Here is a 25,763-nt window from a genome sequence, read left to right on the forward strand (position 1 = left end):
TTAATCACCTCTATGTATACATTATAGAACATAAATTTGTCAATTATGTTACAAAGTGATTAAATTTATCTTAATATTTACTTGCTTTTAATAGCCTATATTTAAGTTAGTTTACTTCTTTATAGATATTCCTCTATAATACTTTGAGTACCTTTATCTTCAAAATTTTTCTTAGCTAATTCTTCATACATTTCTAATACTTTATTAAGTACAGGAAGGCTTTCACCTTTTTCATCCATTACCTCTTTAGCTATTTTCATATCTTTTATAAAATGCTTATTAAAAAATCCTGGTTCATAATCTTTTTCTATCATTTTATAACCATTATTTTGTAGTTGCCAGCTACCAGCTGCACCTTTTGATATAGCATCTAAAACTGTTTTAGGATCAAGTCCTGACTTTTTAGCATAAATTATAGATTCTGCTACTGCAGCTATAGTTCCTGCTATGGCTACTTGATTAGAAGCTTTACAGTTTTGTCCACTACCTGCTTCTCCAAGATAAATTATATTTTTTCCCATGCATTCAAATACATTATACATATATTCAAAATCCTCTTTGTTTCCACCCACCATAATAGATAAAGTAGCATTCTTTGCTCCAATATCTCCGCCTGAAACTGGCGCATCTAAAATATGAAATTTATTTCCCTTTTCATATAATTTCTTTGCTAAAAGTGGTGATGATGTTGTCATATCTACTAAATATGCACCTTCTCTTGCATATTCAAATATTCCTTCTTTCCCTAAATAAACCTCTTCTACATCCTTTGGATAGCCAACAATAGTAAATACTGCATCTGCATCCTTAACACATTCTTTAATACTGTCTTTAACTTCAATACCGTATTCCCTTAAAGGTTCACACTTTGAAAGTGTTCTACTATATACAGATACATTATGTCCACTCTTCTTTAAATTTATTGCCATAGAACTTCCCATAACCCCAGTTCCAATCCAAGCTATATTCATATCTATACCTCCATATTTTTTTCTAATTATAATATACTTATGATATTTTTTCCACTATCCGCCACTCATTTTATACACTTTATTTCATTAATGTTATATAATAGAAATATTGTATACTAAAGGGGGCTTATTTTATGGATTTACAAAGAAGAAAAAATCTTATTTTAAAGGGAAACATTTATAAAGTATTAGTTACACTTGCTATTCCAATTATGGCTAATAATATAATTCAATGTCTTTATAATATGGCAGATGGATTTTGGGTTAGTATGATTGGTTCTGTTGAATTTGCAGCTACATCTTTTGTATGGCCTGTTGATTTTCTATTTATTTCAATAGGTTCAGGAATTTCTATTGCTGGAACTGCTCTTTTATCTAGATTAATTGGTGCTAATAAAGCAAAAGAAGGTAAAAAATATTCTGCTCAATTATTTGCAATTTCTCTATTAACTTCTGTAATATTTACTATAATAGGTTTTATTTTAACACCATTATTTGTTAGAGCAATGGGTGCAAGTGGTGACTTAGCTCATTTCAGTAATATATATCTTAGAATTACTTTTTTGTCTTTGCCATTTTTATTTTTTTACTTTGTTTTTAACTCAATAATGATTGCTCAAGGTAATACTACCCTTCCAACATTACTTAGTGGAATTAGCGCTATTATAAATATAGTTTTAGATCCTATTTTTATATTTCCTTTAAAAATGGGTATTGCAGGTGCTGCTTATGCAACTCTTTTATCTAAATTTATCTTATGTGTAATGGCATTTTTTATTTTAAAGAAAAGTACATCACCATTAAAGCCATCATTTAAAAATTTTAAATTGGATTTTGTGCTTATAAAAGAAATACTTTCTATAGCTGTACCATCATCAATTGGTCAATCCGGTTCTGCTCTAGGTTTTATAGTTTTAAATAGCTTTATAGCTTCCTATGGCACCAGTACTATGGCAGCATTTGGTATGGTAAATAAAATCACATCATTAATTTCACAACCAGCAATGGGATTTGGTTCTGCCCTTGTTACTATAACTGGGCAAAATTTAGGTAATGGAAATATTAAACGAATAAAAGATGCATTTAATAAAGCTTCTATAATAGTAATTATAATTACTGTTATTGGCTCCATAATAATGTACATAAATAATGATGCTATTATAAACTTTTTTATGCAATCAAAAGATGATTTAAAGGTAATTGAAGAAGGACTTACTTATTTAACTTATATACTTTTTTCAATGCCTCTTATGGGAATGTTTAGCGTTTTTCAAGGAATCTTTCAAGGATCTGGATATACAAAATATTCTATGGGAATGGAAATCGGAAGATTGTGGTTTGTTAGAATACCAATGATTTTACTGTTTAAATATTTTACTAACGTAGGTTCTATTGGAATTTGGTTTTCTATGAGCTTTAGTAATCTTATTATTTGTATTTATGGCTTTACTAGATATAAACAAGGCCTATGGCAAAATACACCTAAAAATATAAAAACAGCCGAAAAAGAGTGCTTTAGTTAATTATAAATTAAAGCTTGAATTATAATAATATATTATAACCCATACTAAAAACCAATATATACCGTTATCTAAATATAAAAGTAAAATGGCAAATTAATTATTAAAAATTCTTTTTCCTGAATTTATTAATTAATTTGCCATTTATGATTTTAATTTAACTACTTAAAGTTTAAAACCATACTTTCACTTTATTTAAAATGCAAAATTCTTTAAGCTAGTATTTATTTTTCCTAACATATTAGGAACTACTCTAACTATAGTAGGTAAGAAAAATGCTACTATTGTTGCTAATGCACAAAGAGCGAATATTTCCCATTGCATAGGGTGACCAATATAAATTTGATATCCATGTATTGCTGCTATTCCTATTGCTCCAACTATTATTACCTTAGATACTAAAAAACATGTTAAATTAATTATCTTAAATAAAAATATAATTATTGATAAGATTAATATTACCGGTATTACTAATATCTTAAATGGAACCTTTATTAAATTTAAAATTTTGTTATTATCACTACTTTTTTTGACAACAACCTTTTGTCCTTTGACTTTGCTTTGTTTTTCATCTACATTTTTATTTTCTGAAAACTCATTATTTTTCATTCTATTTATATAATTATTTTCATCACTATCATTACTATTTTTCTCTGTATAATTTTTGTTTTCTTTCTTCTCTTTGGTATTATTTGTATTATTCTTTTTCTTAGCCTTACTCTTTATTGGTTTATTTTTATTATTTCTTTTTCTAATTTCTACAATTTCTTCGTCTTCACTGTCATCTAAAGATAAAAACTCCTCTTTAGATATTGCTATATGTCTTTCTGTTAATGTATTTTCTTTAGATTTCCTTATTATTTCTTGAATTTCTTCTGCACTCATTTTAACAGTACAATCTAAATCATAATTTTCTTCAACCTTTTTTTCAGCTTCTTTAATTTCTTCATTTTCATTCAAACCTTTATTGTTTGTATACTCTTCTTCTATATTCTTAATTATTTTCTCTTCTAATTCTTTCTCTTCAAACTCTTTCATTAATTCATCATAAGCTGCTTTAAATAAACTTAAAAACTTATCTAATTTTTTCTTATCACGTACTTCATTATTAAATTTATTAACTTGCTTTTCATAGGCTTGTCTTATTTCCTCTTTCGACGCACCTTCCTTTATTCCTAAAATATTAAAACAATCCATATTATCTTCTCCATATTTTAATTAATTATAACTTTAACTAAATTACAAATTTAAAGTTTCACTTATTAGTATATCAATATTAATTTAAATATTAAATAGTAGTTATAACCATTAACTCCACATTAGCAATACAATATACTCTATAAAATAATAAGAACACCCTTAGAAATAAAGTAATTTAATTTCTTTATTCTAAAGGTGTATTATTATTTATCTTTTCTTTTTAAATAAGTTTACTCCTATTGCAGATATCATAGTACCAAAAATTCCAATAACTCCTGCTGCTCTTCCCCCTGTATTAGGTAACTTTCCTTGTTCTTTATTAGTGCTATTACCATTACTACTAGTACTGCTACTTACATTATTACTGTTTCCTGTATTAGTATTTCCAGTATTACTGCTAATATTGTCTTCAGTAGCATTACTACTTGAGTTATTATTTTCAGTATTTGAGCTATTACCCTCATTCTTATCTACACTATTTTCTACTAATCTACCTAAAGCTGCTTCTAAAGTACTCTTCGCCTTATATACTTCATCTTCAGTAGCATCTTCATTGCTAAGAACCAACTTAGCCATTTCTAATGCTTTAGCTACATTACTATAGCTTACTTCTGTATATTTACTTGCATCTAAGCTTTCTATCTTATTAATTAACTCTTGTAACTTATCTTTATTTGGTTTTAATCTTAATTCAAGGTATGCTCTAATTAAATTATTATACCCTTCTTTAACTTCATTTTCTAAAGCATTTTCATCATTAACAATAGTATTTGCCTCATCCAATGCAGTTTCTAAATTACTCCAAGTTGAAGTTATAAATTCTTCCTTATTTAATGCATTAATCTTTTCTATTAAAGCAGTTAAAGAAGCTTTATCCCCTTTATAGAAAGATAGCTTTTGCATTACAGATGATAATCTATCAAATGCAGCATCTACTTGTGATTGAGTTGATTTAGAATTATTTAAAATTTCCTTTGCATTTTCAAGTGCAGCCTTAAATTCAGTAACAACTACAGGAACAACATTCTCTAAATCTTCATCTGTAATTTCCTCTGCAATCTCAATAGCAATTCCTAACGCTACTTTATTTACTTCCTTATCAATTGATTCATTATTTTCATTCACTATTATTTCATATATTTTTGGAAGTGGCTTACTAGCGTCAAATTCTATCTTAACTTCTACAATTTCATCATTAACAGCTAAGTCACTTAATTGTTTTCCTAATACACCTATAGTTTTCCAAACACCATTAGTATTTTTAACACTTACTGTAGCTTCACATATATTATCTTTATCTTGAAGGAATACTATATTTTCTACATTTGTTATTCTTGTCATCTTATAAATTAAATTTTCACCATTTCTAACATTTTCAGCTTCAAAAGCAGTTGTTAAATCTTCATCATATAGATAATCCCATCTACCAGTATCAAAAGTACCTTCTACTAAGTCAACAGTATCATCTCCAGCATCAGGAACTGTTTTATTAATTTCTACCTCAAATAATTGAACCCAATATCCTGAATTTTCTCCATTAGCAATTATTCTAATATATTTTGCCATTTTACCATTAGCATTTACAGAAGCTACCTTTTTATCTCCTTCTGATGTATATTGTAATTCACCTAATGAAGTCCAATTAATACCGTCTTCTGATATTTGATATTCAGAATTTCTCATATAGTCCATATTTCCAAAGTAAGCAGTTACATCATAAAGAGGTATCTTATTACCTAAATCTATTTGTATATAATGTCCTGCCCCAGATGATTTATCTGACCAATACTTAGTAGACTTATCTCCATCTAAAGCTTTATCTATAGTATAGCTTTGATAAGTTCCTATATTTTGTGAAATAGTTGGTGTTATCTTATATACAGGTATTGCTTTAAAGCTATTAATATCTATATTCTTTGTATTATTACTCTTATTTACTAATCTAATATAAGTTGCAGCAATACTTTCATTAGTCTTCATTACACCATCTGAAATTGTTGTTTCAGCTTCACTCCACTCAATTCCATTTAATGAATATTCAAGTGATAATCCTTCATAATCACTAGCATTAATATTAATCTCTGCTAACTTAATTGCTTTAGGAAGAGCAATTCCTATATAATCATTTTTAGCAAGCTCTAAAGCTGTAATATCGTTTATAGAATATACTCCACTTTCAAGACTTACTTCAATATTTAACTCTTTGTTTAAAGATGTTATAACCTCTGGATCTATTTCTTTAAACATTACTTTTGACATGATATTGCTTGAAGCAGTTATAACATCATTTATAAGTGGTTTAAGTCTTTTTTCTCCTACAGCAACAGCATATTGTACTGTTCCTGAGTCTTCCATTCTATCAACAGTAAAATTATTCATTTCATTTAACTTTTCTGTTGCTAGATTATTGTTATCAAGCCATGTTTCTATTTTACCTTCTTCTGCAGCAATTAATGATTTCATAGCTGCTACCCCTGATTCACCTAATGCTTTATATGCGCCTAAGAATGGTTCTATTTCTGAAAGTAAAGCTTCATTATTTATATTATTTGTAATAGCTTCATAATCTGAAAGGATTATGCTAAATTCATTTAATAGTTCATTTGCAATATCCACTATTGATTTATTATTAGCTATTGCACTTTTTAATGCAGTTATTTTATCTGATAAATACCAAGATTCATCATATTCAAAAGTTCCACTTGCACCACCATCATCCTTAAGGTATGACGTATTAGATGCAAATCGCATAAATTCCTCTTTTATTTCTGGTACAAGCTTTTCTATTGCAGTTTCCCAACTGCTCATATAATCAAAGCTATCTGTATTCCAAGTGTAATCAGCTATACTATATAAAGTAACCTTTGAAGCTTCTGCTTGATTCATTGGATTTGAGAAGAATCCACTAACATTATCTAAGTCTGTATTTAAATTGTGTAAAGGAGCCATAAGAAGTCTTGAATCACAATAGTCATTAACTGGATAATTCCACCAAACTGCTAAATCTTTATCTACTCCTGTTTGTGTCTTTGGCCACTCCATAACATCTTTAGATATATTAGACATAGTTGCATGACCTGTCCACATTACTTGAATATCAGAATGTAAAGTTTGCATAAATGGTTTAAAGTAGTTGTTCATACTTGGTCCCCATGCAGAGTTATATCTTGCAGAAATAACTATCATAGGTGCAACATCACCTTTTGCCTTTACAAACTCAGTATCAATTCTATTAATCCACTCTGCTTGCTTTTTACCATTAGTCCAATCATCTGTATCATCAAATAAAACACCAAATTGTCTTACACCTAAATCATATAATTGTTCGTATTTAGCTATAAGAGCATCGAAGTCTGCTTCAGTAAATTGTAATGTAGCTCCTGGATGAATTGTCCAGCAGAAATTAACATTATTTTCTGCTCCTGCTTGTGCAAGTTCAGCTATTTGTTTAGCTTCTTCTTCTGGATATAAATCCTTCCAATTACTCCTATGGTATGGATCATCCTTTGGAGCATAAATATAAGTATTCATCTTATATTCACTGCAATCTTTCATAAGACTCATTCTTTCTTCATGACTCCATGGAGTTCCATAGAATCCTTCAATAAATCCTCTAAACTCTATTTCAGGATAATCTCCGATTACAACTTCTGCAAATTTATTATTTTCGCTCTTTTCTAAAATTTGCCCTAATGTTAATACAGCATAATATGCTCCATCACTATCTGAAGCCACTATAGATATATTACCCTTTTCATTTTCATCATTACTAGTTTTAATTACATATCCTTCTTTATTATCTAAAGCTTCATTTTCTAATAATTCACTTTCTATACAATTATCACAATGGTCCTTATCTGAAGTTATTATTATATTTGCCTTATCAGATACAACTTCGTCTGAAATATTATATTTTATATCATTTTCTTTTAATATCTCTTCTAACTTATCTACAGTTGCTTCTTCTTGTTCTCCATGAATTACAACATTAACATCTCCTACTAATTCCATTCCTTCTTCTGATAAATAAGTAGTTTCTTGAGGAACTGGATAAACTAAAGAATCCTTCTCTTCATCTGGAACTACTGGTATTGTTGGTAATTCAATTTCACCTTCTAATCCCATTACTTCAACTTCATAAATTCTTGCAGCATTATCACTACCTTGAGTAGGCTTATCTACTATTAACTTAACATATCTAGCTTGAGTTACAGGAATTCTATCCGTAGTTATTCCATCTATATTATTTGTAACCTTTACTACCTCTTTATAATTTTCTCCATCTGAACTAACTTGTACTCTATATGCTTTAGTATTCATTGAAGCAGCTTCTCCACCTGCCTCTGAATGTTTTATAACTATATCTGTTATTGTATCGATTTTTCCTAAATCTATAGTTAAATTATGAGTACTTCCATTATTAGCACACCATTTAGTATTTGATTTTCCATCAACAGCTTTTTCTGGTGATTCAGCTGCTGCAACAAAGCCTGATGCAGTTACTGATTTTCCTAAAGCAAGATTAGTTTTTTCAGTACTTGCTGCATTTGAAACAGTAATTATTCCCTTTTTAACAATCTCATCTTTTCCTAAAGCATTCTTAGCTTTTAATGTTACTGAATATACTCCTTCTTTTTCATAAGTTACAGTTGGATTTTCTTCAGTACTAGTTTCAATATTAGCGCCTGTAAATGTCCATTCAAATTCTGATGATGCCATTGAGCTTAAATTTGTAAATTTAACTTCTTGACCTGGTGCCACAAAAGTACTTGAGACATCAAAATCTGCTATTGCTTCAAAGCTACTATTTAAGGCTTCAGTTATAAACGCTAGTGCAGTTTTTTCTGAAAGCTTTTTACCACTATTTAAACTAGACATATTTGAATTTAATAAACTCTTTAGTCTATCTGCCTCTGAAGTATTCTTATTTGACTTAGCTATTAAGTATTCTAAAGCTAATTTATCATTTTCTCCTAAAAGCTTTAACTTATCTAAGTTTTCACTACAATGAGATAATATTTCACTAGGTAATTCTGCTTTTAATTTATCAGCAGCTTCAATCATATCATTAAATTCTTTATTTAAAATTTCAATTTCAGCAGTAACATCTTGTCCTTTAACTATCTTTCTAAGTAAATCATCCATAGTACTTCTTATTTCTGGCGCATCTCCTCTTCCAGTAGAAGCCCAGCTTGCTTCCATTCTTGATGAATGATTTGCAAATGTTATCATATAAGGGGCTAAGTCGCCATACATTTTTTCTATAGCATTTTCCCAGGATTTTTGATAATCATATTCTGATGTATTCCAAGCATAATCCGCACCTGTTGCTAAAGTTATTTTTGAAAGTTCTGCATGTTCCATTGGATTCATAGTAAAAAAGTCTATTTGACCTTCTAGAGCTTTATCTGCATTATATACTGGCCCTAAAGCTAATTTTTCTTTCATATAGTCTGTAACAGGATAGTTCCACCATATTCCCATTCTTTTCCCATAAACTGAATTTACGAAGTTAGCATTTTCTAAATCTATTCCTTCTGATACAACTACAGGACCTGTCCACATAACCATTATGTCACTATCTAGCGTAGATGAAAAATCAGTTGTATATTTAGTTAACTCATCAATTGTTCCCATAGCATGAGTATCATATTCTGTAGGCACAGTTATAAGAGGTTTAACATCACCTTTAGCTTTAACAAACTCTTTATTAAATCTATTTAGTAATTCAGCTTGCTTAACGCCATCTTTATTACTTATATCATCAAATAATATGGCAAAACTTCTAACTCCCATGTCATATAATGATTGGCATTTATTTATTAAAGCTTGAAAATCTGCCTCTCCATTGTCTCCATCAAAATTAATATCTATTCCTGGAGAAATTGCAAATACAAAGTCTACCTTATTTTCTTTAGACGTTTCAATAAGTTCATTCATTCTGCTCATTTCACTATCTGGATAAGGTTCTCTCCAATTTTCTCTGTGATATGGATCATCCTTTGGAGCATAAATATAAGTATTCATTTTATTATCACCATAAAACTCTATTTGATCTAATCTATCTTCATTAGACCATGGTGTTCCATAAAATCCTTCTACTATTCCTCTTGTCTTCATAGTAGGTTCATCACTTATAACAACATCATTTGAATATTTAGAACTACCGTCATTAACTATCAACTGCGTTAACGTTTTAACTCCATAAAAAGTACCATCTTCATCTTTACCTTCAATTAAAATTGTTCCACCTTTACCTTCACTTGATTCAACAGCAAGTATATATCCTTCTTCTTTTAAGCCTTCTGTACCAGAAATACCTATTTTCTCCTTAGCTTCATCCATTTCTTTAATATCATCTTCTAATTCACCTATTATTAAAGTAGTTGATGATTCATCATAAGTTTCATTAATAGTAATATCATTTGCAATTAAAAACTCTTTTAAAATTCTAATTGCATCTTCATCTGCAACATCTTGCCCCTTTAAATTAATTGATGATGTAATTTTTAAAACACCTTCATTAGTCTCCACACTTTCAGGAACTTGGCTTAATTGTGGTATGCTTATACTTACTTCTTCATTAACATCAGCAAAAGCATCAATTTTAGTTATAGTTAGACCATTAATAATAAACACACTAGCCATAGTTGTTGCTAATATTCTTTTTAACATCTCTCTTTTCACATCTTTTCCCCCTATTATATTTACGTAATAATTAAAAAGTAGACCATTAATTAACATTTATCTCTCTTACTTTTAATAATAATCCTTTTTGTAATTATTTACAACTATGTAATTTTATTCTCATTATTTTTTTCTTATATCTATTTAAGTTTTCCCTAATTTTTATTCCAGATTCATGAAATTTTATCAAATGTAATGCCCATTCTACCATATATATTTTTACATAATAAAAGAGGCTGTATTATTGATATACTAGCCCCCAATCTTTACCTTAAACTACTTATTAAATTGTCAATTGACCAAACTCTTTTATCTCCTAATAAACTTTTAGATATATTAAATAAGGCCTTATCCTCTGTAACTAATATTAACTCTGAATTTATATAACAAGTATATAAATTTAATAAATCTACTTGAGACAGTTTATTTTTTTCTTTTTTATCTTTAGTTTCATAATCAAAGATTAAATAAAATCCACTTATATCTTTTTTATCTATTTCTATAGATACTGGTAAAAGTTCGCAAAATCGTTGACTTAGTATATAATTGCCTTTATATTTTCTTTTTTCTTTTATTGAAATTTCCTCTAAAACATCTTTTAATATTACTATTTTATTTTCTTTTATTAGTTCACTTAAGTTATCCTCATTTCTTTCCCATAATTTAATTATTATATTACTATCTATCAAATATCTATTCATTGCTATCATTCCTAATCATTTATTTTCTATAATTATATTAAATTAAAAATAAGTAAGTATAATTTAAAGCTCAATATTTATTTTTATCAATTATTTTTTACTTACTCAAATTTTTATAAATTAATAAAAAATAGGATGATTTAAGTCATCCTATTTTATGAAACTTCTTCTTCTTTTTTTGGTAAATTCGCAATATCTATAGTTCTTAAATTTAAAATTTTAATAACTGTTTGTAATAAATAAAATTCATGACCACTATCGGAAACTAATCCCTCTACTAATCTCCATGTAGAATTTTCATTATCTCTAGCCCAAGCTGTAATATTATGCGTATCTACACCATATTCAATACTATTAATCTTATAAGTAAAATTAAAAGCTCTATAAGTTAATTTATTAATATCATCAATTAACTTCTCTTTAATTTCATCTACAAAACCTTCAAAAATATTTCTATTAATTTTTATATAATTTTGGCTACATTCAGTTATACTTTCATAAACTTTACATTTTCTTTCTTCTATAATTATATTAAGTAAAATCATCTCTCTACTATTACTTAAATAATATTTATTGATTTCATCACTTTCATTTAATAATTTTTCTAATAAATTATTAAAATAACTTATATAAATCAAAAGTAACATATCATTAGTATCAAATTCTTTTTCTAAAATTTTTATCTTACTAATTATAGTATCTAATATAGTTTTAATTTTTTCTTCGTTGTTAAGTAGATAATATTCTTTTAATATTGTTAAAATATTTTCTTCATAAAGATCACTTTGAATATTATTATCTTTTATTTTGTTATCATTATAAATAACTTCATCTTCATTTTTAATTTTACTATCTATATCTTTATCATTTAATGATTTACTTTCTAACTCTTCTTTTTGTTCTAGCTTTTCAGAAGAACACTCTTCACTTAAAATAATATTCTCTTCTAAATCAATATTATTATTTCCTAAAATTAATACTTCAATTTCCTCTTTATTTTCTTTTGTTGCATAATTATTTTCATCTTCTAAATACTTTTCTTTTATTATCCTTAATTCTTCTTCTAACACCTTAATTTTTTCATTAGCTGAAGTTAAACTTTCTTTATATTCTTCTATTTGTATTTTATTCTCTTCAATTATTTTTAGTAATTCTTCAATTTTATTTTTTTCATTTTCTTTTTTTAATTTTAAAAAATTAAATTTCATACGCCATCCCACAATCTTCTATATTAGACTATATTTTTATTTTTTATTATAGTATTTTATATCCACATTGTCTAATGTAAATAATCCCATAACCATTTAAAAATAATTTTTCTATATTTACCATCACTATCCTCAAAGTTAAAGCAGTAAATATATTTATAACATTAAATTATTTACTGCTCTTACTTATTATTATTCTTTTAATATTGTAGAATTCCTCTTTTTATTTATAAAACTCTTCTTGCTCTTCCTATAGAACTCCATGGAACTTGTCTTATTCCTATTAATCCTCCAGTAGTTGATGAATCTATCCACATATTATCTCCTATATACATTCCTACATGTCCAATAGATGTGGTGAATAATAAATCACCAGCTTTTACTTCACTTAAGCTAACTTCATATCCTGCTTCGATTTGATTATAAGTTGTTCTACCTATATGAATATTAGCTTTTGCAAAAGCCCACTGCATAAGACCTGAACAATCAAAAGCACGGTAACCTTGATCTACAAATGCTTCTGCATGATTATATTCTCCAGCCGCCGCATCTACAGGAAATCTATTTTTAAGAATCTGTAAATTTGCTGTTGTAAGCTCTTCTCCAGACCCCCCCCATACATATGGACTTCCTATATGACTTTTAAGCTCATTTAATATAATCTCATATGAATTAGATACTGATTCATTAGTTGAGCCATTGCTAGATATATTAAAACTTATATAATCAACACTTACATATCCTACTGATCCATTAAAGTTTATTTTATACCATGCTCCTTCTTGACCCACTACGTCTACAACTGTCCCATTTAATAAATAACCTAAAACAAAAGAACTTCCATCTGCACTTTGACGTACTCTTAGATTTGAACCTTCTACATTAATAACTTGTCCTTTTTTTATTGTTACACTACCATCTGGTGTTGCTTCTGGAGTTGGATTATTAGGTGTTACTTCTGCATTTGCTTTATCCATAGTTATATATTCTTTACTAACATATGCTATAGAATTATTATAACTAATTTTATACCATGTACCTTCTTCACCAATTATATTTACAGTATCTCCTTCATATAAAGATCCTATTATTGCTGAACTAGTTGAAGAACTTTGTCTAACTCTTAGGCTTAACCCATCTAAATTATAAGCATATCCTATTGCATTCATCTCTGTAGTATTTCCACTATTACTACTGTTATCGTTATTTGTTCCATCAATTAAAATATAATCACTATGCACATATCCATAACTATTATTATATTTTATTTTGTACCATTCACCTTCAGTTCCTACTATAGATACAGTAGTATCATCTACTAAATATCCAATAATAGATGCATTTAATGACGCACTACTTCTTACTCTTAAATTAGGAGCTGCATCATACACTCTTCCTGTTGTTGTAATTTCATAAGATGGTAAATATAATTCTTTAACGTAATCCCCATGCACATATCCCGTAATACCATTATAACTAATTTTATACCATCCATTACTATTTGATATTATATCAAATGTAGTACCTTCAGTCATTGTAGTAAGTATGCTTGAACTTGTAGATGCTTCTGCTCTAACTCTTAAATAGCTACCATCTACATTTACAACTTGTCCCCTATTAATAGTTGCTACAGCCATATTTTCTGTGGCATATGCTGGCACAGATTTTAATGCTATTGTTGCACCTACTACCCCTGAAACAGCAAGTAACTGTTTTATTTTCTTTCTTTGCATCTTTTAATCACCTTTTCATCATAAACTTTTATAAAACAATTATTTTTTCACATTAAACATTATAAACATTCTTCTATTATTTTACCATAATTTTCACATATTCTATCAATATTTTTATTAATTTCTTAAAAGCAGCTTTACTTTTTATTTAATTTACATTTTTAGGCAGCTATTTTATTTGTTTTACAATTTTTCTCTTGCAAAAATATTAAATTTCATATTAGTTATATCTTTTATAAAATTTAAAATATTACTTATAAATAAACATATATACCACATAATATATTATATCTATAATAAGGATGGTGATTTTTTGAGTAAAATATCTATAATCGGAGCCGGTTCTATTGGTTCAACAACAGCATTTGCATTATTACAGAAAGGTATAGCTAGAGAAATTGTTATAAATGATATTAACCAAGAAAAAGCATTAGGTGAAGTTTTAGATTTAATGCATGGAAGTTCTTTATGTCCACCATGTAATGTTACATTAGGTAGTGTAGACGACACTAAAGATTCTGATATTATTATAATAACTGCAGGATCTCCTCAGAAACCTGGTGAAACTAGACTAGATTTAGTAGATAAAAACTATAAAATTTTCCAAAACTTTATTCCAAAACTTGCTAGCCTAAGTCCAAATTCAATATTACTTGTAGTTTCTAATCCAGTTGATATACTATCATATATGACTTATAAACTATCAGGTTTTCCAAAAGAAAGAGTCATTGGCTCTGGAACTGTTCTTGATACTGCAAGACTTAGAAGCCTTCTTTCAAAATACTTTAGAATTGATGGAAGAAATGTTGAAGGATTTGTTCTTGGAGAACATGGAGATAGTGAGTTTGTAACTTGGTCATCATTAAGAGTTGGTAGTATTCCTGTTAAAAGTTTTTCAGAGCAAAATTCAATTTCTTGGGATAAAGAAACAGAAAATGTTATTGCCGAGGATGTTAAAAATTGTGCTTATGAAGTAATAAAAAGAAAAGGCGCTACTGCCTTTGCTGTTGCTGTTGCTCTTGTTCGAATTGTTGAAGCTATATTAAGAGATGAAAAAACAATATTAACCCTTTCTACATTGCTAAATGATTATTTAGGAGTAAGTAATACCTATTTAAGTGTTCCTACTATAGTAGGTAGAAATGGAATTGAAAAAGTTCTCGATATTCAACTCTCTACCGAAGAACAAGAAAAATTTATATCATCAGCTAATCTAATGAAACAATACATCACAAGAATTGACTCTCACTAGATTTCAGCTACACTAACTATTTTGGTATAGCTCAAAGTTGATTTAAAGTTATACAAAAAAGTATGATATACTTAGAAGAAATTATTCTGACTTCTATAATCTTATATCATACTTTTTCTATTAACTTTATATTGTAATTTAACTATATATGTCTGAAAATTCAATACTAACTCTTTCTACATTGTTTTCAAAGGCATTCTTAGATTCTAAAATCTTTTCTTCTTTTGCTTTTACTATTGGCAAGCTAACTGTAAATGTACTTCCTTTATTTAATTCGCTCTTAAGTTCTATATTTCCATTATGTAATTCTACTATTGATTTAACTAGTGCTAATCCAATTCCACTTCCTTCATTTTCTCTATAAGTAGCTCTATCAACTTGAGTAAATCTATCAAAAATTTTCTCTTGCATTTCTATTGGAATTCCTATCCCTGTATCTATTACTGAAATAAAAACATTTTCATCATCTGTTTTTATTTCAACATTTATTTCTCCACCACTTTTAGTAAATTTTATTGCATTGGATAATAAATTAAGTATTATTCTCTCAATATTATCTGGATCACATGCAATTATCAACTCTTCAATATCTGTATCAAATATTAAAGAAATTCCTCTACTTTCAACATAACAAACTGCTGATAAAGTTATGTCTTCCACTAGATTGACTATGTCACAATTAGTCTTCATTAATTTAAAACTCGCAGAATCTATTTTGGTTATATCAATTAAATTGCTTATTAACCTATGAAGCCTATTTGTATTCTGCTTGCAAATCTTCATGTACTTTGAAAATTTTTCATTTTTATAATTATCATTTATAGTTGTAACTTCAATCATTTGATTTGCAGTATATAAAATATTTAAAGGTGTTTTTAATTCATGAGATACATTTGCAAAAAAATCTGTTCTAATTTTCTCTGCTATTTCAAGCTTTTTATTAAACTTTATTAACTTACTATTATTTATGTAATCATTAGCATGATATGTATATATCCTGTAAGAAATTATGCTTGAAAAAATTAATGTAAAAATAACATTTACTATACTATCCATAACCCCTTTAGTCCCACTTGGTAAAGAAAGTAGATATATTAAAATAACAATAGAAGCTACTAAATTATTGGTAATGCTAATTATAGGTGGAAAATATACTAAAGCACTAATACAAAATGAAATTATTATATAAGCAGAAATTTGGCTAGTATTATAAAATAAATCTATGGACATAAATATACACCAATAAAATATAATACTACAAAAAATCCAATAAATTATTTTATTAGATCTTAATGATATCCTTTTAAATAAGAATTTATAATAAAAAAACCATGCTATAGCTACAATTGTCATAATTATATGTGATAAATATAAGTAGTAAAGAGGTTTATTTCCACTAGCTAAACAATTATAATAAAAAATATCAATAAAAATAAGAATGATATTCAATGGTATTAATATTAGTATTGGATAATTACTCCTTTTAATATTAATATTTACTCTCGCTTTCTCAAACTCATTATATTGCTCAATTGATTCAAACTTTTTATCTACTCTTATAAAATTTTTAATGTAATTTTCAAACATCACTTTCTCCTTTTGTTTAACCATTTGCATTACATATTATAACAATTTTATACATTATAATCAATTTATCATTAATCTAATTTTATTAAAAATATAATATCTTAGTTAATGATATACATAAATATCTAAACTAAGATATTATATAAATTTATATATTAATCCATTGTTTCATTAAGGATTTTATTCATATACTCATATTGCAATAATTTGATAACAGCAGGAGCTCGTCCTCCAACTGGAACTCCATTAATTTCTTTAGCTGCTACAATAAATTTAGTTGTGCTAGATAACATAACTTCATCCGCTTCCATCATATCTTTTATCGTAAATGGTATTTCTTCTATATTCATATTATTACTATTACAAATATTTAAAATATTTTTTCTTGTTATACCAGCTAAAATTAATCTATTTGTTGGATGAGTCTTTAATACGCCGTTTTTAATTATATAAACATTACTATAAGATGCTTCTGTTACAATATTTCCTCTGTGAAAAATAGCTTCTTCACAACCACATTCACTTGCTTTTTGAGATGCCATTACATTAGGAAGTAAATTTAAAGTTTTTATATTACAATGAAACGCTCTTGTGTCGGGAACTGTTATAAGCTTAACTCTTTTCTTATAGTTTCCTATATCATTAAAAGGTGTTATTGTAATATATAAATTCCCCTTTATATCTTTGTTGTATTTATGACTTCTTTGAGCTGTTCCTCTTGTAACCTGAAAATATACCAATTGTTCATCAGCATCCACTTTTTTTACTAGATCATATAATATATCTTTTAGTTCCTCTTTTGTATATGGAATTATTATCTTTAGCATTTCTGCACTTTTATATAACCTTTCAATGTGATCATTTAATGCAAATATTTTATGATTTACTGTTATTACAACCTCATAAATACCATCTCCAAAATAAACTCCCCTATCTAACATAGGAATATTTATATCTTCAATAGCTCCTATATTTCCATTATAATATCCTAAATTCTCCACTTACCACTATCCCCCTTATAAATTTTAGGCAAGTAATACTCTTATATGCCTTACACTATACTATATGCTTAATTATTTTTACTTATATACAACTATATTGCTTATCATTGATTTTATTTTATTTAATTATTGTTATATGAGAAATTGTACATTTTATTTTAAAATACTAAGATGTATTTAAATTAAATTACTTTTAACTTAAATACATCTTAACTTTATTTTTCACTTCTAAATTTATTAATCATATCATTTTTTAAGTTCCATAACTTAGGAGATAAATCTACATAATAGTCTTGTGGATTAGTAAATCTTTTTACCTCATCCCATAAAAAACTTACCTGTTCTATACAATAGCTTCTTATTGTTTCTAGATTAGGGGATTTATATACACATTCTCCATTTAAAATTACTGGAACCTGTAATTTTTTTGCATAAAAATTAGTTATAGTTTTTCTTTTCCATGTATAAATAGGATCAAAAATTTCATATTCTTTACTATCATCTATTATTTCATCTGCTAAAGTTAACACATCTGCAATTGCCATATTATTTTCTTTATTAAATAATCTCCATACAGTTTTATATCCTGGATTTGTTACTTTTTCTATATTTTCAGAAAGCTTAATTCTTGGAGCTATTTTTCCATCTTCTTCAACTGCACTAGTTTATAAACGCCTCCAAATACTGGTTCAGATTTTGCAGTAATAAGTCTTTCTCCTACACCAAAGGTATCAATACAAGCTCCTTGATTCATAAGATCACTTATTATATATTCATCTAGGCTATTTGAAGCAATTATTTTGCACTCTTCTAATCCATTTATATTTAATATTTTTCTCACTTCTTTAGAAAGATATGCTAAATCACCACTATCTAATCTTACACCTTTAAGCTTTTTTCCTTGAGGCTCTAATATATTCTTCGAAACCTTAATAGCATTAATTATTCCTGATTTTAAAACACTATATGTATCTATTAATAAAATACAGTTATCTGGATAAGTCTTTGCATATGTTTCAAAAGCCTTATACTCATCTCCAAATAATTGTATCCATGCATGTGCCATTGTACCAACAGCTTTAACATTAAATATTCTATCTGCTATAGTTGTTGCAGTTCCATCAACACCACCTATATAAGCTGCTCTAGCACCATAAATTGCTGCATCATACCCTTGACTTCTTCTAGCTCCAAGTTCTAATACCTCTTTTCCTTCTGCTACTCTTCTTATTCTATTTGCTTTAGTGGCAATAAGACTTTGATGGTTTATAGTTAAAAGCAGCATAGTTTCTATAAGTTGTGCATCAATAACCTTTGACTTTACTGTAATCAATGATTCATTAGGAAATACTGGAGTTCCTTCTTCAATTGCATATAGATCTCCTGTAAATTTAAAGTTTAATAAATACTCTAAAAATTCCTCACTAAATAATTTTCTACTTCTTAAATATTCTATATCACTTTCTGTAAACTTTAAGCTTTCTATATACTCAATAACTTGTTCTAATCCTGCTACTATTGCAAATCCTGCCTTGTCAGGATTTTTTCTAAAAAACATATCAAAATAAACTATAGTATCTTTAAGATTATTTTCAAAATATCCATTTGACATAGTAAATTCATAAAAATCAACAAGCATACTTAAATTTCTTTCATTTTTAAAATCAATATTTGACATAATTAATTCTCCTCATAAGTAATAGTACTACTGTCTATTTATATTATTTTTTACTATGTTGTACATATTATGCCTCAAATTACACTCCATATTTTTGAAAATAAATAAATCACTCCTAAGATTATTGTATCTACAATTTAATCTCTGGAGTGATCTCTTATATATTAATTTATTTTACATTGTAAACTTCATAATACTTTTCTTTTAAATATTTAATAAAATATTTAGCATTAAGTTCTTCACCTGTAATATTTTTAATTAGCTCATTAGGAGTATATAATTTCCCATTTTTGTGAACTTTTTCATTTAACCATACCTTTACTGTATTAAAATCGCCCTTAGCGACTTCATTCATAACTTCTGGTTTTTCTTCTAAAAGTTTATAATACATTTGAGCACCATAAATATTTCCTAAAGCATAGCTTGGGAAGTATCCAAACATTCCACCTGACCAATGAACATCTTGAAGAATTCCTTCACTATAATTGCTAGCTTCAACACCTAAATACTCTCTATACTTTTTGTTCCAAAGCTCTGGTAAATCATCTACACTTATATCTCCATTTATTAATTCTTTTTCAATTTCATATCTTATTATAATATGCAGACTATAAGTTAACTCATCTGCTTCTGTTCTTATTAAAGATGGTTCTACATAATTTATAGCTTCATAAAATTCCTCTAAATTAACACTATCAAAATCTTTAAAATACTTTTTAGCTAACGGTAATAAGTATGAACAAAACTCTTTACTTCTTCCTATGATATTTTCATAAAATCTTGATTGTGATTCATGAATAGCCATAGAAATAGCAGCTTGAAGACCTGTATCTTTTAAATCATCTCCAATGTTTTGCTCATAAATTCCGTGTCCACCTTCATGTATTGTGCTATATAAAGCTGATGTAAACTCATCCTCATGATAATTAGTTGTAAGCCTTACATCATTCTTACTTATATTAATTGTAAAAGGATGTACACTTTCATCTAATACTCCTGCATTTAAATCAAAGCCTATACTTTTTAATATTTCTAAGGATAATTCTTTTTGTTTATTTGTATCAAAATGACCATTTAAAAATTCCCTATTAATCTTCTTATTGCTAGATTTTATATTCTTAAGTATCTCTATAATTCCATCTCTTAACTCTGAAAAAACTTTATCTAACTTTTTTACCGTTAGACCACTTCATATTTATCTAACAAAGTATCATATTTATTCTCTTCATAACCCCAATATTCAATAAATTCCTTTTGAAAATTAATAATTTCTTTTAAATTATCTTTAAATCCTTCATAATCATTATTTTCCTTAGCTTTTTCCCAAGCAATTTCAGCTTTATTGGTTGCAGATATATATGCAACGTATCTATCTTCAGGAATTTTTTTAGTTTCATTATAATCCTTTTCAAGTTCTTCTAACATTCTTAACTCTAAAGTATTCATTTTTTCTTTATTTACATTTAACGATTCTATAAATCCTAAAACTTTATCACTAGTTGTTTTCTTAAATACCTCACCTGATAAATAACTAATAACATCAGATCTTGTTTCTCCAGCTTTACTTGGCATACTAGTTCTCATATCCCAATACACTAAAGATATTGCTTCATTTAACTTATTAACTTCAGATATATGTTCTTTTACTTCGTTAAATTTTTCTTTTAAATTCATTTATTTTTCCCCCAATTTATTTAATGATAAATTCTTTATATAATCTTTTATTTCTCACCTAAGTGAAAGTCAAAATAATTATAATTCCTTAACTAATACATATCTTCTTAGTCCACCATATTTTATTTTATCCTTCTTAATTTCATAGCCTAAACTTTTAAAAGTATTTACGCTAAATTCATTATATGGCGATGCAGTTGCACAAACTATTTTAGTATTGTTTTCTATTGCAATCTTTTCTAGCTCTTCACATATAATTCTTTGAAGTTTGTTCCCTCTATATTCTTCTCTAACTACTGTTGACTCTATTTGTCCGACATTTAATAGCTCTTCACCTTTTAATTCAATGTCATATCCATAGTTCCCTTTATCATATCCTTTTTTAGCATATACACCCATAGCAATGATTTCATCATCCTCTGTTACATATCCTATTATTTTACCTTTTCCTTTTATGTACTCTTCAAATTCTTCCTTTTCAGTATCTGCATACAATTCTTTATTTTCTAAACCATCGATTATTATTTTTTGAAGTTCCATTATTTTATCTATATAATCTAAATTTAATTCTTTCATTTTAGCTTCTACTAATTGTCCATCTTTTCTTTTCAACTTTAGTATTTTTCTCATTTCTATCACCTCTAATTGATATTTTATCAAAACTACTCTTAATAATCCAAAGTTTTCTATTAATATAAATTATTTCTTAAATAAAAATATCATCTTAATTCTTTAAAATTAAAGCGATACTTTTAGAAGTAACTCTATTTTCTCTTACCCAGCTTATCATTTCATCTGAAATATCAAAACCATATACTTTTAAATTAGATATATTACTCCTTTTATTATTATTTTTTAAAATATTACTATATAAATAACCACAAGTAAAGCATGCTTTTTCTTTACTTGTGGCTATATTTAATGAACTATATACATAATATAATCTGAATTATACCAAGCTTCCATAAACTGTTCTAATTTATATTCTACTCTAACACTTTCATCATCTTCAGCTGCAGGATCATTTACAACTACATATTGCTCACCATTTTTATTGCTAAATCCACAAACTACTATTAAATGTCCGCTTGTTGTAAGTGGAGCATTTTCTATATATGGATATTTATCATTATCTATATCATTAGTGTATTTAACACTTGTTGCTACTGGATACCCATCTTCAATTTCATTTTTTAAATCCTCTAAACTACCAAACTTAACATAAGCTTGATGTCCTAAGCTTCCAGCAAAAGCAACATTATATACCCAATTACCAAATCCATCATAATTATAGTCATAAGAACTCCAAGCAACATCTTCGACTATTAAATTTTCACCTAATCTATTTAATAGCATTGTCATACTTGTTGGACTACATATTCTACTTGCAATTCTTTTATCTCTAAGCATTTGTGATATCTTTGGAGTTTCTATAACCTTTTCTACAATACTTAAATTTATATCACCATTAAAAGCATCTATAACTTTATTTTCACTATTTATATATGATACTGTAATTCTCGTTAATATAGGAGTTACTTTAGAGCTTTTTGAATACAATTTTACTCTCACTTGAATTTTATTAGCATAAGTTTCATCACCTTTAATAATAAGTGTATCTGTATCAACCTTAGCTAAATTACAAGCTGTACTTTTAGATGCCCTTTCTATACCTGTTCCCCACACTCCCCAAGATAGCCATTCTGTCCACTGAGAAGTATTGGTATATGCTCGTGCTTCAACTTCAATATAAGTTTTTTCTGGTGTTTCTGCATTCCATGAAAGAATAAGTTTATTAAAATCTTCTGTATCAATTACTTCTGAAATAAAGGTTCCCTCTTTGACATATTTTCCATTTTTACTTTTTAATACTATAGTATCTTCTTTAATATTATTATTTAAGCTATTATTATTATCTCGTATTATATCTACATTTTCTAAAATACCTTTATTAAATTCATTTTTTCCTTCTATAAAGATTAAATTTCCATTAATAGCCCTTTCATTTACACCATCCTGATTATTCACTCCATCTACTCCCTTATTATTATTTTTATATGTTGAGATAATAGCATATAATCCTATAAATACTATAATACAAATGCTTATACCTATAATTTTTTTATTCTTTTTCATTAAATTAAAAAGCAGCCCTCCTATTTATTATTACTAATAAATAATATGCGCTGCTCTTTTAAATATACACTTTATATAGTTTTTATTATCTTCTTATAGATTGTGCCATTCTTCTATAAGTATGTCTTACACCTCTTATAGTTACAGATAATTTCATTATATTTTCAGGTAATGCCATTCCAAAAGTTCCACAATCACCAATATGTTGAATATCAGCTCCTGCCATTTTAGACATTAAAGCTATTTTTTCTATAACAGCTTCACTTGCACCTTCTTGTGAAGTACCTATAGTAGTCATTGCTAATGCACCTGCTTCATGAATTGCATCTACCATTTTTTTAGCTAAATCTTCAGTAAATCCTGGCACTGTTCCTGGCGCTGGGAATAAAACTACATCTGCTCCACATTCTACAAAGCTTTTTACAACCTTTTCATCATAAATATTTCCACTACCTGCCCCATGCATTTTTCCTGCAATAATTAAAGTACTATCTCCTAAAACTTCTTTTGCTAGCTTAATTCCTTCACAAATAGTTTCTTCTGTAATTCCTGTACTTGGATTTCCTGTAATTACTATATGATTAAATCCATATTCTTTTACCTTTTCTAAGTTTGCTCTATTTAATCTATATCCTGTCTCATATGTGCTTCCCTCTGGTACTGGCTCCATATTAACACCAATTAATCTACCAACTAAACTTCTTATATTTCTTATATAATTTTTATCATTTATATTATTCTTTATTTCTTCAGTTATAATATTATATGCTTTCTCTATACCATCTGATAAATTAGCATTTCCAAATCCAAAAACATATGGTTTTTCAAAATTAAAAGTATTAAGAGTAATCATATCTGCTCCGAAACTTGCTGCAAGCTCTGGGTTAGATACTTCTCTAATATAAGGTGTATAGCTTATTATTGTCTCTGACATTACTGTTCTACCTTCTGAATTCTTAATAATATCTTTTAATTCCTCTTTATTAAGAGATTCTATATCTCCATTAGTTAATTCAAATATTCTCTTCATTGTTATACCTCTTCCCTCTTTTATTTTCACATAAGTAATTAATACATATCCAAATAAACATTTACATAAATTAAAAAATAAATTAAATTTTTAATTACTTGAAAGCAAATTTATTTTTAAAGGATTACATATTAAAATTACATGTCCATTATACAAGCTTATAATTAATTTGTCATTACCTAAAAAGTTAATAAATAAAAATCTTTATCAAACTATGTATTCTAGTACACATTGATTTAATAGCTCATTACTTTCCTGCTATAAAACAAACTTTACTACCAATATATTGGGGCAATAATATTAAATTATTATATAAAGTCAGTAAATTTACAGCAAATTAATAGTTCAAAAGTAAAAGATGCAAAAATAATTGAAGCTGGCAACAATATAATGCGAACAAAAAAGTATGAGCATATTAATAAGCATACTCATACTTTTTTGTCATTAAAATTGTTTCTAATATCTATATTAAAACCTAACCTAATTAAAATATGCTATGAATTATATTTGTAATAAATCCCGTATGTTCATTAAATATATTTATACCAATAAGAATAAGTATTACTCCACCAACAAGCTCTGCATAATCTTTGAATAACCCACCAATTTTCTTTCCTGCTATAACACCAATAAAACAGACTACAAATGTTATAACACCAATAATAAGTGATGATGAAACTATATTAACATTTAAAAATGCAAAACTAATCCCCACAGCTAACGCATCAATACTAGTTGCTATAGCTAAGCTTGTTAATTCCTTATTAGATAATGATTCATCTTTAGCATTATACTCCTTGTCTAATGTAGTACTTACTTCACTAACTGCCTCCTTATTACTATCCTTTGCTTCTTTACGATTTTCATAGAATTCATGTATCATCTTTCCGCCTAGTATAGAAAGTAATATTAATGCAACCCAATGGTCTATGGACTTTATATATCCCTCAAAGCTTATTCCAAGTATCCACCCTATTAAAGGCATAGCTGCTTGGAATACTCCAAAGAAAAGAGCTATTTTTATAGCCATTTTTTTTGTTAAATTTTTAAGTGTCATTCCCTTTGTTACTGATACAGCAAAAGCATCCATAGCTAAAGCAAATCCAGTAAGTATAATTGTAATTAAATTCATAAGTTTACTCCCTTTCTTATAATTTATATTTATAAAAAACCTACCCTGTAGATTATTGTTATTCTATATTATAAAAATTATCTACAGTTTTAATTTTTTATTTTTAAAAATAAAAAAATAACGAGATTCATGGATGCTAAAATAACATCCATGAGTCTCGTTATTTAAGATTAAACCAGGTTGCCATATGCAAACCATTATGTTGGCCTAATCACACTTTCATGCTAACTACTCCCTCACAGGAACTAATATA

At 27.2% G+C, this 25,763-nt stretch carries 16 protein-coding genes and 1 pseudogene; 2 read left to right on the top strand and 15 right to left on the bottom strand.

Going from position 1 to position 25,763, the window contains the following annotated elements:
* Window positions 1-119: 119 nt before the first annotated feature.
* Window positions 120-971, bottom strand: coding sequence for an NAD(P)-dependent oxidoreductase (locus tag HMPREF0216_RS10855; RefSeq protein WP_005214145.1), 852 nt, complete (start codon window positions 969-971; stop codon window positions 120-122).
* A 134-nt stretch (window positions 972-1,105) separates the two neighbouring features.
* Here HMPREF0216_RS10855 and HMPREF0216_RS10860 point away from each other — a divergent pair, with 134 nt between their 5' ends.
* Window positions 1,106-2,494, top strand: a complete 1,389-nt coding sequence (locus tag HMPREF0216_RS10860; RefSeq protein ID WP_005214147.1) for an MATE family efflux transporter — start codon at window positions 1,106-1,108, stop codon at window positions 2,492-2,494.
* Window positions 2,495-2,686: 192 nt separating this feature from the next.
* On the opposite strand, the gene HMPREF0216_RS16370 is transcribed toward HMPREF0216_RS10860, so the two are convergent.
* The 5 genes from HMPREF0216_RS16370 to HMPREF0216_RS10890 form a co-directional block, all read right to left on the bottom strand.
* Entirely contained in the window at window positions 2,687-3,688 is a 1,002-nt protein-coding gene (locus HMPREF0216_RS16370; RefSeq protein ID WP_005214148.1) for a J domain-containing protein, read from the bottom strand.
* A gap of 210 nt (window positions 3,689-3,898) precedes the next feature.
* Complete coding sequence (locus HMPREF0216_RS16375; protein ID WP_051040709.1) at window positions 3,899-10,378, bottom strand: beta-N-acetylglucosaminidase domain-containing protein; 6,480 nt, start codon at window positions 10,376-10,378, stop codon at window positions 3,899-3,901.
* A 266-nt stretch (window positions 10,379-10,644) separates the two neighbouring features.
* Entirely contained in the window at window positions 10,645-11,079 is a 435-nt protein-coding gene (locus HMPREF0216_RS10880; RefSeq protein WP_040419707.1) for a PIN domain-containing protein, read from the bottom strand.
* A gap of 155 nt (window positions 11,080-11,234) precedes the next feature.
* Complete coding sequence (locus tag HMPREF0216_RS10885) at window positions 11,235-12,287, bottom strand: hypothetical protein (RefSeq protein WP_040419709.1); 1,053 nt, start codon at window positions 12,285-12,287, stop codon at window positions 11,235-11,237.
* A 227-nt stretch (window positions 12,288-12,514) separates the two neighbouring features.
* Complete coding sequence (locus HMPREF0216_RS10890; RefSeq protein WP_005214156.1) at window positions 12,515-14,020, bottom strand: C40 family peptidase; 1,506 nt, start codon at window positions 14,018-14,020, stop codon at window positions 12,515-12,517.
* Window positions 14,021-14,333: 313 nt separating this feature from the next.
* Between HMPREF0216_RS10890 and HMPREF0216_RS10895 the strand changes: the two genes are divergently transcribed.
* A complete protein-coding gene (locus tag HMPREF0216_RS10895; protein ID WP_040419711.1) occupies window positions 14,334-15,272 on the top strand; it encodes an L-lactate dehydrogenase in 939 nt (312 codons plus the stop codon).
* 138 nt (window positions 15,273-15,410) lie between these two features.
* On the opposite strand, the gene HMPREF0216_RS10900 is transcribed toward HMPREF0216_RS10895, so the two are convergent.
* The 9 genes and pseudogenes from HMPREF0216_RS10900 to HMPREF0216_RS10935 all read right to left on the bottom strand — a co-directional run bounded on the left by HMPREF0216_RS10900 (window position 15,411) and on the right by HMPREF0216_RS10935 (window position 25,510).
* Window positions 15,411-16,502, bottom strand: coding sequence for a sensor histidine kinase (locus HMPREF0216_RS10900; RefSeq protein ID WP_169317576.1), 1,092 nt, complete (start codon window positions 16,500-16,502; stop codon window positions 15,411-15,413).
* Window positions 16,503-17,014: 512 nt separating this feature from the next.
* Window positions 17,015-17,860: an aminotransferase class IV gene (locus HMPREF0216_RS10905; protein ID WP_005214161.1), complete on the bottom strand. Its 846-nt coding sequence runs from the start codon at window positions 17,858-17,860 to the stop codon at window positions 17,015-17,017.
* 215 nt (window positions 17,861-18,075) lie between these two features.
* Window positions 18,076-19,538 (bottom strand): annotated as a pseudogene (locus tag HMPREF0216_RS10910) (nicotinate phosphoribosyltransferase).
* Window positions 19,539-19,707: 169 nt separating this feature from the next.
* Window positions 19,708-20,673 carry a carboxypeptidase M32 gene (locus HMPREF0216_RS18130; protein ID WP_341349490.1) on the bottom strand — a complete coding sequence of 322 codons (966 nt, stop codon included), beginning with the start codon at window positions 20,671-20,673 and terminating at the stop codon, window positions 19,708-19,710.
* A gap of 44 nt (window positions 20,674-20,717) precedes the next feature.
* Window positions 20,718-21,212, bottom strand: coding sequence for a gluzincin family metallopeptidase (locus tag HMPREF0216_RS18135; RefSeq protein WP_005214168.1), 495 nt, complete (start codon window positions 21,210-21,212; stop codon window positions 20,718-20,720).
* A 78-nt stretch (window positions 21,213-21,290) separates the two neighbouring features.
* On the bottom strand, window positions 21,291-21,842 hold the full coding sequence (locus HMPREF0216_RS10920; RefSeq protein ID WP_005214171.1) for a GNAT family N-acetyltransferase: 552 nt from the start codon (window positions 21,840-21,842) through the stop codon (window positions 21,291-21,293).
* 288 nt (window positions 21,843-22,130) lie between these two features.
* Complete coding sequence (locus HMPREF0216_RS16380) at window positions 22,131-23,348, bottom strand: C39 family peptidase (protein WP_005214173.1); 1,218 nt, start codon at window positions 23,346-23,348, stop codon at window positions 22,131-22,133.
* Window positions 23,349-23,433: 85 nt separating this feature from the next.
* A complete protein-coding gene (locus tag HMPREF0216_RS10930; RefSeq protein WP_040419713.1) occupies window positions 23,434-24,378 on the bottom strand; it encodes a DUF7916 family protein in 945 nt (314 codons plus the stop codon).
* 484 nt (window positions 24,379-24,862) lie between these two features.
* Window positions 24,863-25,510: a manganese efflux pump MntP gene (locus HMPREF0216_RS10935; protein ID WP_005214176.1), complete on the bottom strand. Its 648-nt coding sequence runs from the start codon at window positions 25,508-25,510 to the stop codon at window positions 24,863-24,865.
* Window positions 25,511-25,763: the final 253 nt, after the last annotated feature.

Origin of the sequence: Clostridium celatum DSM 1785 (assembly GCF_000320405.1) — a bacterium.
Classification (GTDB): Bacteria; Bacillota; Clostridia; order Clostridiales; family Clostridiaceae; genus Clostridium; species Clostridium celatum.